We start from the raw sequence: 9,949 nt of genomic DNA on the forward strand, positions 1-9,949 counted from the left end.
ATCCGGTATGTTATAAAGGTACAGGAAGCCATTGATTGGCTTCCTGTCTTTTTCGTTTTTTTACGAAAAAGCATCGTCAGGGAAATGCCTGTCGAAATACTCTTTCAAGGCAGCATACAAACTGTCGAATTTAAGAAGGTCTTTTGTCTTTTCATTCTTAATTTTGAAGACTTCATCAATAGATCGGAGAAATTTTTTCTGCATCCGATTCCCGTTCACCCGCCATTTTGTGCTACGGATCAGCGGGATGATGAGTTCGATAAATTCGTTTGTTTCTCCGTAAAAGAAGATCTTCTCTTCCTCCACCATGTCTTCTTCAAATACGGCATGTTCCAGCAAGCGGTTAATAGCTCTTGCACATTTGTTTATTTCATGCAGATCGGCTTCCATTCTTTCGCATTTTTCTTTTAACTCTCTGATTGCTCCATTCAGTTGGGAGGCTTCGATTTTTTTTTCATGTCGATGTACTATTAATTATCTGGTTTGAATATTTAATCACCAGTTGATACTTTTCTAAAAAACGAAGCCCTGGACGATGAATCCCAGGGCTTGTTTTTGTCTGCCTTCGCTCTTCACAGAGATCGAACAGAAGAACTTTATTTTATTACTTTAGTATTAATATTGACTGCTTATTCACCTGTCGCAGGGTACTTGGCGTGCAAAAGAGATAATTAAACATGCCACACAGTCAACTAAAATTTATTGATTATGATAGAGACATACGAGGGTATGTCTCTATATTTCTTTTTCATTTTTATTTTGTGATTGATTTGATAGCGGCTTCGTATTCAACAGCTACTACAATACGAGTCTCTTCCTTTCCTTCCGCAGTATTTATTGCAGTCTTTGCAAGGAAAACCGTAACCATCGTTACAACCCAAACGACCGAAGTTGCCCGCATACTTACAGAAAATAGAACTTTCCGTAAGACTTACCATTGCAGCCGGAATAAATAATCCCTTGTTCATGATTCTCTAATTTAATATTAATAATAGTGCTATTCAAATACTTTCAGCCTTGAAAAAAGAATGTCTTTCAAAAGTGAATGACTAGATAAAACGTTCCTTTTTTCTAGTCATTTTTTTGGGTCATTTATGACTTTGTAATAAAAAGACTTATTTTTGTACTTGATTTCATATTCAGTTGATAAGAAAGCATATACAGTAATAAATTATTTTTTAGTTTATGCCAATTCATTAAAAATTAATTCTTAAATTTGTGACTAGAAAAAAGGAACGTTTATTTTTGTCACTACTTTAAATTCGTATTTCCCTTTAAACCTGATATTTAATATACATTTATACTTAAATATTTAGACACAAATATCTATACACGCAAATACCATAATATACTGTATATCAGCATACCTATTTTCCAAAACCTAGCGAGCAAATGTTAAAAGGGTCATTGAGCTTCATTTTTAGTATTTGAAAAAGGAAAACACAGTCAACATTTATGATCTTATATCAGAGTTCTAAAAACAAAAAAAGGCCATCGTTTAAAACGACAGCCTTATCCATTATTTTATATAAAGAGTTTACAAGTTACGGATATCTTCTTCGGAAAGCCCGGTACATTCCATGATATATTCAAGGGAAGAACCTGTTTCCTTCATTTTCTTGGCAGTCCGCTTTATCCCCTTAATTTCTCCTTTGATTTCGCCTCTGATTTCACCTTTCTCCTCCGCATAATCCACTATATTCTTGCAGTCACGATACACTTTGAGTGCCTCGTCATATTCCTGGCGTTCCTCCCTGGTCAGATTAGCCACACCGGCTATCTTCTCCAGCTTCTCGAATAGTTGTTTTTGCGCCTTGAAAGGCATACGCTCCAGTTTATCCATATTCTTTAATACATATAATCATCAAAGATAATATAATCCATGTTTATAAAAACAACATCGGGACGCATTTATAAGGAATTCACCCAGAATATAAAACCCAATGCCACAAACTAAAAAAGGCATCGCCCAACCGGGGCAATGCCTTTCTTATCTCATCTTCCGGAAAGTGCCAGCCATAGGGCGGCAGTCTCCGGGATCTGTCCCTTAAAGTACCTGGATACCTTCTTCACGGGCCTGTTCTTCTCCTGAAGGAGTGATCAGTTTGTAACCCTTACCGTGGATGTTGATGATTTCGATTCCCGGATCATCTTTCAACAGTTTACGAAGTTTGGTAATATACACGTCCATACTACGGGCATTGAAGTAGTTGTCGTCAACCCAGATAGTTTTCAGTGCATAGTTACGTTCCAGAATTTCATTTGCATGGGCACACAGCAGGCTCAGCAGTTCGCATTCTTTCGTTGTCAGCTTCGTTACCTTGTCACCGATAGCCAGCGTTTGTTTCTGGGTATCGAACAAGAAATTACCAAGCTTATAGAAAGGAATGTCTTTCATCTTCTTACCTTTCACACGGCGAAGGATCGCTTCGATACGAAGCAGCAACTCTTCCATGCTGAACGGCTTTGTCAGATAATCGTCGGCACCGATCTTGAAGCCTTCCAGAATATCTTCCTTCATTGTCTTGGCAGTAAGGAAAATAATTGGAATGTCAGGATTTATAGAACGGATTTCCTGTGCAAGAGTGAAACCGTCTTTTTTCGGCATCATTACGTCTAATACGCAAAGATCATATTTGCCTTTGGTGAAACCTTTGTAACCTGCTTCTCCATCAGAGAAAAGATCTGTTACATAACCTTTAGCCTGTAAGTATTCTCTTAATAGCATACCCAGGTTTTCGTCGTCTTCACAAAAGAAGATTTTCAGTTTTTCTTCCATAACTAACTTTTTATAAGAGGTAAAGTAATAATAAATTTTGTTCCTACATTTCCCGGACCCAACTCGGCACGGATCGTACCCTTGTGGTCCTCGATAATCTTACGGACGTAAGCAAGTCCCAGACCGAAACCTTTTACGTCGTGTACGTTCCCTGTCGGCACGCGGAAGAAGCGGTCGAATACTTTTTTCAGGTATTCTTTCTTGATCCCGATACCATTGTCTTCAACGGCGATCAGCAGTTTGCCGTTGTTGTCGTTCCAGGTTCTTACCATCAATGTAAGGGGCACCTCCGGACGGCGGTATTTCACTGCGTTGTCCATCAGGTTAAACAATACATTGGTGATGTGCATTTCATCTACATAAATGGACGAATCGACAGCCTGCAAGTCGACATCGAGCGTACCGTCGTACTTTTCGACTTTCAGGGCGAAGGTGTTGGCCACGCTGATCACCAGGTCGTTCGCATCCACTTCCTTCAATTTGAGAGCTGCTTTCTGCCGTTCGAACAACGACATCTGGAGCACCTTCTCTACCAGGAAGCCCAATCGCTTCGTCTCATCATTTATCACGCCTGATATATGTCTGAATACATCAGGACTTTTCGTTATATCCGAATCTTTCAACATCTGTGCCGCCAGCGAGATCGTGGAAACCGGAGTCTTCAGCTCGTGCGTCATATTGTTGATAAAATCATTTTTCATTTCTGACAGCCTCTTCTGGCGGAACACAATATAAATGGTAAAGATAAACGTTACCAAAAGTATCAGCGAGAAAAGCACGGACGGTACAATAAATGTTACAGAACTTGAAATATAGTCACCTTTCGTAGGGAAATATACTTTCAGATAATTCTGCTTCGAGGGAGGATCATTTGGAAACAATACGTATGTAATTATATCAGACGCAATAGGTTCCTTCTTTATTTCCCCACTCTGGTACACTGTCTTCCCGTCTTTGTTAATAACAAAAAATATGAACGGCAGGTTCAAACCATTGTTAATAAATTCTGTTTTTAAGTAATTATTCAGCTTCTTAAAGTCGACACGTTCCTGAATCGGCTTCTGGTTGGGAGTGTTCAACAGATTCAGTAAAACCAGCTGCATCAGATCGCCCTGATACTTCAGACGGTATTTCAATGATTGCTGCAAGTCGTGGGATGTACCGACAATATTGTTGGCCGCTTGCTTTTTGTCGAGCGACGAAAGCGGCTGAAACTTCTGGCTGAAACTATGCAACTGTTCTATCTGCATAATATTGTTGCCATCGGCATCCTTTATATTCAGCTTCTGCTGAGTGATTGCCTGCGTGATCTCTTCCGGATTCTGGCTGTTACGCAGATAGTTGTTATCTTCACGCCTGAGATCTTCTTCCAGATACTCACGCGTTTCATCCAGCTCCAGGTTTTTTGAGACTTGGTGCAAGCTCCTTTTGACTGTTTCATTGAATTGCTCGCTGCTTTTTTTGAGTATAATGCTCACGTACTTAACCTGCAGGAAAAGCAAACCGGCAAAAGCAAATGCCATTACACAAGCGAGTAACCAAATCGTAGATTTCCTCATTCCAAATACTTTCTCTTTTTAACAGAACAAATAACGCTCATTTTAGTTTAATATTCACACAAAAAAGGTAAAAATCATAGCCCATTTTTCTTAAAAATAGTTTATCCATCAATCTGACATCACCTTCATTCCCTTTGAAAACAAGGGTTTATATTGATAATCACCTATCCTTAGGCACATTTGTTAATTCGTTCCTGTGTATAAAAACACAATTATTGATTATTTTGTTTCAAGTTATGCAAAAAATATGAATTCCTACAAAGAATCATAGGAGCTGTTTTTGCATGCAGGTGCAGAATAATATATATGTATAACGAATGGAGATGCCGAATTATTTTATATGACGGCAAACAACATATAACCTGAGAACTTGAAACTTCTTAAAAACTTATGCCGAATGCATTCAAATTTAATTATTAGCTATATCTTTGCTGCTGACAAGAGTTATGCAAGATGGCACAAGAAGGTATTACACAAATTGATGTAAAACAGGTATTACAACAAAAAGCGCCCTCAGTGGCGGGAAAAATACCCGGTTTTATTGTCAATTATCTGATCCGTACCATTCATCAGGACGAACTGAATGATATTCTCACCCGTTATCATGACAAGGATGGGGTTGATTTTATGCAGGAACTGATCGGTTATTTTGACCTGACCCTGGAGCTGGTGAATGAAGAAAATATCCCGGCGACAGGTCGCTATATTTTTGCCTCCAACCATCCGTTGGGAGGGCTGGACGGCATTTGCCTTTCGGCAGTGATCGGACAGCATTATAACGGGAAGATCCGTTATCTGGTGAACGACCTCCTCCTCTACTTGTCAAATCTGAGATCGATCTTTGTACCTATCAACAAACATGGTTCGCAGGGAAAGAACAATGCCCGGCTGATCGACGAAGCCTATGCTTCCGACAATCAGATCGTGACATTCCCGGCAGGACTTTGTTCGCGCAAGATTAACGGGAAGATACAGGACACCGAATGGAAAAAGTCCTTCATCCAGAAGGCGGTCGAACATAAACGGGATATTGTCCCGGTGTATTTCGAAGGGAGAAATTCCAATTTTTTCTACCGGCTGGCGAATCTGCGCAAGGCGTTGGGGATAAAGATGAACTATGAAATGATTTATTTGCCGGACGAAATGTTCCGGTCCAAACATAAAACGTTCCGAATCCATTTCGGCAAACCTGTTCCGTGGCAGACTTTCGACAACAGTAAAAAGCCGGCTGAATGGGCAGAGTGGGTGAAGGGACTTGCTTATAATCTCAAGTAAACAAAGACTCTATTTATATGCAAGACATTATTAAGCCGATTGATCGTGCACTTCTGAAATCGGAGCTGACAAAAGAAAAGAAGCTCCGCAGCACGAATAAGTCAAACAATGAGATATACATTATTACAGCCCACGATTCTCCCAATGTGATGCAGGAGATCGGGCGTTTGCGGGAAATCGCTTTCCGCTATTATGGCGGAGGAACAGGTTTTCCGGTAGATATTGACGAGTTCGACACGATGGAGGATGCTTATCGGCAACTGATCGTCTGGAGTCCGGAAGATGAACAGATCCTGGGAGGATACCGTTTCCTGTGCGGTTCGGATGTCAAGTTCGATGAGAACGGGAAGCCGATGTTGGCGACTTCGCATCTGTTCAACTTCTCTGAGAAGTTCAATAAAGAATTCCTTCCGTATACGGTCGAGTTGGGCCGTTCTTTTGTAACGCTGGAATATCAGTCTACACGTGCCGGTGCCAAAGGTTTGTTTGTTCTCGATAACTTATGGGACGGACTGGGGGCTTTGTCGGTAGTCGATCCGAGCCTGCAGTATTATTTCGGGAAAGTGACGATGTATAATACTTATAATACGGAAGCACGCAATATGATCCTTTATTTCCTGGGAATGCATTTCCCGGATTCGGACAAGCTGGTCACTCCGATATATCCGCTGGAGACAGATATGGATATGGAGAAGATGAAAGAGTTGTTCCGTTATGATAATTTCAAGGATAATTACAAGGTGCTGAACCAGGAGGTCCGCAAGTTCGGTATCAATGTACCGCCGCTGGTAAATGCTTATATGAGCCTTTCACCCAAGATGCGCGTATTCGGTACGGCGATCAACCATGAGTTCGGCGATGTGGAAGAAACCGGTATCCTGATCGCCATCAATGAAATTCTGGAAGACAAGAAGAAACGCCATATCGAAACGTATCTGAAAGAGGAGGCGCAGACGGCAGACCTGATACGGAAAACAGAATAAAGAATGTGCCAATATGCCAATTATAAGAGATGTATCTATACTATCTCAATGGGCATATTGGCACATTTTCTTATGGATATATTATTTCTCTTCTTCCTTTTGTTTTCTCCACTCTTCTGCCACTTCCACCAATGACTCGTACCATTCCGGGCCGAATTTACGGGTAAGCGGTTCCTTCAGGAACTTATACAGAGGAAGTTTTTCTTTCCGCCCTACTATTTCTGCTGCCTTACATATTTTCCACCGGTCGTAGTTTACGGCACGGAAGTCTTTGTATTGGGTAACACGCACCGGATACAGGTGACAGGATACCGGTTTGTAGAAAGACAGTTTGCCTTCGCGGTAGGCTTTCTCGACGGCACATTTGCAGGTTCCGTCTTCGTCGTAGCAGGTAAATACGCAATCCTTGCCATTGACAATGGAAGTGACGATATCGCCTTCGCAGTCGATGTAGGCGACACCTTGCTTCTTAATGATTGCCTGTGCCTCGGGAGAAAGGTCATCCCAGATAACCGGAAGTGCTTTCTCCAGTTCGGCGATCTCGCTTTTATCGAGCGGAGCACCGGAGTCGCCTTCCACGCAGCAGATACCTTTACATTGGGCAAGGTCGCAAATGAAATTAGCTTCGATCAGGTCTAAGCTGACCAGGGTATCATCAATTTGGATCATATTGGTTGATAGTTGACAAGTGACAAGGACAGTTGACAGATGACAGTTGACAGATGACAGTTATCTCTTTCTTACGAAAAACAATAACCGTTACTTGCCAACTGCTAACTGTCAACTGTCACTTGTCAACTGTCAACTTCTAAGAGTTGTTATTTAATCAACGATTTGCCTGTCATTTCTTTCGGCTGCTTCAATCCCATGATGTGAAGGATGGAAGGAGCAACGTCTGCCAGGATACCGTCCTCTACTTTTGCTTCTTTGTTTTCCGTTACATATACGAAAGGAACAGGATTCAAAGAGTGAGCCGTGTTCGGTGTACCGTCTTCGTTCAAAGCGTGGTCGGCATTACCGTGGTCGGCGATGATGATCACTTCGTAATCGTTTGCTTTCGCTGCTTCTACCGTATCGTTCAGGCAAGCGTCGATCGTTACGACAGCCTTTTCGATAGCCGAGTAAATACCGGTGTGGCCCACCATATCGCCATTTGCATAGTTACAAACGATATAGTCATATTTCTTGGTGTAGATAGCTTCTACCAGCTTGTCTTTTACTTCAAACGCGCTCATTTCCGGTTTCAGGTCGTAAGTAGCCACTTTCGGCGACGGAACCAGGATACGGTCTTCGCCATCGAACGGAGTTTCGCGTCCGCCGTTGAAGAAGAAAGTAACGTGAGCATATTTTTCTGTTTCGGCAATGTGCAACTGTGTTTTGCCAACTGATGCCAGGAATTCGCCCAGTGTATTTTCTACATTGTCCTTGTCGAACAGGATGTGGACACCCTTGAAGCTGGCATCGTACGGAGTCATACAGAAATACTGCAGGTTAGGAATAGTCTTCATTCCAGCTTCCGGCATATCCTGCTGAGTCAGAACGACTGTCAGTTCTTTCGCACGGTCGTTACGGTAGTTGAAGAAGATAACCACGTCGCCCTCTTCGATAGTAGCCACCGGCTTGCCGTTTTCTACGTGTACGATCGGTTTGATGAATTCGTCCGTTACGCCTTCTGCATACGATTCTTCCATCGCAACAACCATGTCTTCGGCAGGTTTGCCTGTACCGTTCACGATCAGGTCGTAGGCTTCTTTCACACGTTCCCAACGTTTGTCACGGTCCATAGCATAGTAACGTCCGATGATAGACGCGATCTTGCCGCCTGTCGTCTTCAAATGGTTTTCCAGTTGTTCGATGAAACCTTTACCGCTCTTCGGGTCTGTGTCGCGACCGTCCATAAAGCAATGAACGTATGCTTTGTCCACTCCATATTCCTTAGCGATATCAGCCAGTTTGAACAGGTGTTCCAATGAGCTGTGCACACCACCGTCGGAAACCAGTCCCATGAAATGGATCTGTTTGCCGTTTTCTTTGGCGTAGCTGTAAGCACGTTTGATTTCGGGATTGTCGAGGATTGTATTCTGACGACATGCGATGTTGATCTTCACCAGGTCCTGATAAACGATACGGCCTGCACCGATGTTCAGGTGTCCTACTTCCGAGTTACCCATCTGTCCGTCGGGTAAACCTACGTTTTCGCCGGAAGCCTGCAACTGAGAGTTAGGATATGTTTTCAACAGATAATCCCAATAGGGAGTGGGAGTGTTATAGATTACATCATCTTTACCACGGTCGCCGATTCCCCAGCCATCGCAGATCAATAAAAGTGCTTTTTTGCTCATGATTGCCTTATTTATATAGTTTATACTTATTAAATATCTAATACCGGGTGCAAAGATAATGCAAGTCGAGAGTAGAATAAAATGAACTCGTTCATTTTTTATGCCGAGGCGCAGCTTATCTTCGCTTTGCTGCAAAGATAAGCATTTCCGACGTAATATTATTTCCCTTTAAAGTATTACTTTTGTGGTAAATATGGAAAAGAAGATATACGACAACGATCTGGGAACCATCCTTCTCCGTACTACCCCGCGAGCCACCCGTTATACGCTGAAAATATCAAAGGGAATGATCACCGCCACCATGCCGGAGGGAGGGGATGAAGGACGGATGTTGTCTTTTATCGAAGAAAACCGCCAAAAGCTGCTCGCCGCCCTGAAGAAACACCCGGCACGCCCGTTGCTGAACGAAGCGACCGCATTGCAGGCGACTACCTTCCGGGTGGAAATATTCCGTACCGACCGCAACAACTATTACATGACTCTGAAGGAAGGGATACTCCGTATCGCCTGCCCGTCCGGAACCCGTTTCGAGTCGGACAGGGTACAGGAGATCTTAAAGGATTTACTGGAGAAAGCACTCCGCCACGAAGCCAAGCGGTTGTTACCCGACCGGCTGATGGCGCTGGCCGCCCGCCATCGTTTCACCTGCACAGGCGTACGGATCATGAACAGCAAGACCCGGTGGGGAAGTTGCAGCACACGCAAAAGCATTAACCTGTCTTTATCATTGATGCTTCTCCCCTGGCATCTGATCGATTATGTCCTGCTCCATGAACTTTGCCATACGGTGGAGATGAACCACAGCGACCGTTTCTGGAAACTACTGAACAGCGTGACAGACAATAAGGCGCTTGCTTTACGCCATGAGCTTAAGGGTTACCACATGCTGTAATCTGTTGGATAAGTCTATTCTGTAACCGACCTCTTGTGCCGGACAAAATGTTTTGCCACAGTGTTTGCAGAGTTTTGCCATGCAAGTGACAATCTTTTGCCATGCCTTTGGCAGAGTTG

The 9,949-nt window shown here is 42.9% G+C and carries 9 protein-coding genes; 3 read left to right on the plus strand and 6 right to left on the minus strand.

The features are described from left to right. Positions 1–60 precede the first annotated feature (60 nt). From DWW23_RS03160 to DWW23_RS03175, 4 genes are all read right to left on the minus strand, one after another. Complete coding sequence (locus DWW23_RS03160) at positions 61–390, minus strand: hypothetical protein (protein WP_122351831.1); 330 nt, start codon at positions 388–390, stop codon at positions 61–63. A gap of 1,147 nt (positions 391–1,537) precedes the next feature. Further along, positions 1,538–1,843: a hypothetical protein gene (locus DWW23_RS03165; protein ID WP_122351832.1), complete on the minus strand. Its 306-nt coding sequence runs from the start codon at positions 1,841–1,843 to the stop codon at positions 1,538–1,540. Between the two features lie 204 nt (positions 1,844–2,047). Beyond that, positions 2,048–2,779 carry a response regulator transcription factor gene (locus DWW23_RS03170; protein ID WP_005861388.1) on the minus strand — a complete coding sequence of 244 codons (732 nt, stop codon included), beginning with the start codon at positions 2,777–2,779 and terminating at the stop codon, positions 2,048–2,050. Positions 2,780–2,781: 2 nt separating this feature from the next. Next, on the minus strand, positions 2,782–4,338 hold the full coding sequence (locus tag DWW23_RS03175; protein ID WP_122351833.1) for a sensor histidine kinase KdpD: 1,557 nt from the start codon (positions 4,336–4,338) through the stop codon (positions 2,782–2,784). Positions 4,339–4,791: 453 nt separating this feature from the next. Here DWW23_RS03175 and DWW23_RS03180 point away from each other — a divergent pair, with 453 nt between their 5' ends. Together DWW23_RS03180 and DWW23_RS03185 are read left to right on the plus strand one after the other, a co-directional pair. Then, positions 4,792–5,613, plus strand: a complete 822-nt coding sequence (locus tag DWW23_RS03180) for a 1-acyl-sn-glycerol-3-phosphate acyltransferase (RefSeq protein ID WP_122351834.1) — start codon at positions 4,792–4,794, stop codon at positions 5,611–5,613. A 17-nt stretch (positions 5,614–5,630) separates the two neighbouring features. Beyond that, a complete protein-coding gene (locus DWW23_RS03185) occupies positions 5,631–6,596 on the plus strand; it encodes a GNAT family N-acetyltransferase (protein WP_122351835.1) in 966 nt (321 codons plus the stop codon). 81 nt (positions 6,597–6,677) lie between these two features. Here the strand turns inward: DWW23_RS03185 and DWW23_RS03190 are convergent, their stop codons facing one another. Both DWW23_RS03190 and gpmI read right to left on the minus strand, forming a co-directional pair. Continuing rightward, positions 6,678–7,265, minus strand: coding sequence for a DUF3109 family protein (locus DWW23_RS03190; protein WP_122351836.1), 588 nt, complete (start codon positions 7,263–7,265; stop codon positions 6,678–6,680). 149 nt (positions 7,266–7,414) lie between these two features. After that, complete coding sequence (gene gpmI / locus DWW23_RS03195; RefSeq protein WP_122351837.1) at positions 7,415–8,938, minus strand: 2,3-bisphosphoglycerate-independent phosphoglycerate mutase; 1,524 nt, start codon at positions 8,936–8,938, stop codon at positions 7,415–7,417. Between the two features lie 193 nt (positions 8,939–9,131). Between gpmI and DWW23_RS03200 the strand changes: the two genes are divergently transcribed. After that, the gene (locus tag DWW23_RS03200; RefSeq protein WP_122351838.1) at positions 9,132–9,830 is read left to right on the plus strand and encodes a M48 family metallopeptidase; all 699 of its coding nucleotides are present in this window, start codon (positions 9,132–9,134) and stop codon (positions 9,828–9,830) included. The last annotated feature ends 119 nt before the right edge of the window (positions 9,831–9,949 follow it).

Source organism: Parabacteroides sp. AF14-59, from assembly GCF_003479515.1.
Lineage (GTDB): Bacteria > Bacteroidota > Bacteroidia > Bacteroidales > Tannerellaceae > Parabacteroides > Parabacteroides faecis.

What these genes read in the sequence shown, in the direction of transcription:
- DWW23_RS03160 (WP_122351831.1), bottom strand. Translation starts at nt 390, where the DNA reads ATGGAAGCCGATCTGCATGAAATAAACAAATGTGCAAGAGCTATTAAC.
- DWW23_RS03165 (WP_122351832.1), bottom strand. Translation starts at nt 1,843, where the DNA reads ATGGATAAACTGGAGCGTATGCCTTTCAAGGCGCAAAAACAACTATTC.
- DWW23_RS03170 (WP_005861388.1), bottom strand. Translation starts at nt 2,779, where the DNA reads ATGGAAGAAAAACTGAAAATCTTCTTTTGTGAAGACGACGAAAACCTG.
- DWW23_RS03175 (WP_122351833.1), bottom strand. Translation starts at nt 4,338, where the DNA reads ATGAGGAAATCTACGATTTGGTTACTCGCTTGTGTAATGGCATTTGCT.
- DWW23_RS03180 (WP_122351834.1), top strand. Translation starts at nt 4,792, where the DNA reads ATGGCACAAGAAGGTATTACACAAATTGATGTAAAACAGGTATTACAA.
- DWW23_RS03185 (WP_122351835.1), top strand. Translation starts at nt 5,631, where the DNA reads ATGCAAGACATTATTAAGCCGATTGATCGTGCACTTCTGAAATCGGAG.
- DWW23_RS03190 (WP_122351836.1), bottom strand. Translation starts at nt 7,265, where the DNA reads ATGATCCAAATTGATGATACCCTGGTCAGCTTAGACCTGATCGAAGCT.
- gpmI (WP_122351837.1), bottom strand. Translation starts at nt 8,938, where the DNA reads ATGAGCAAAAAAGCACTTTTATTGATCTGCGATGGCTGGGGAATCGGC.
- DWW23_RS03200 (WP_122351838.1), top strand. Translation starts at nt 9,132, where the DNA reads ATGGAAAAGAAGATATACGACAACGATCTGGGAACCATCCTTCTCCGT.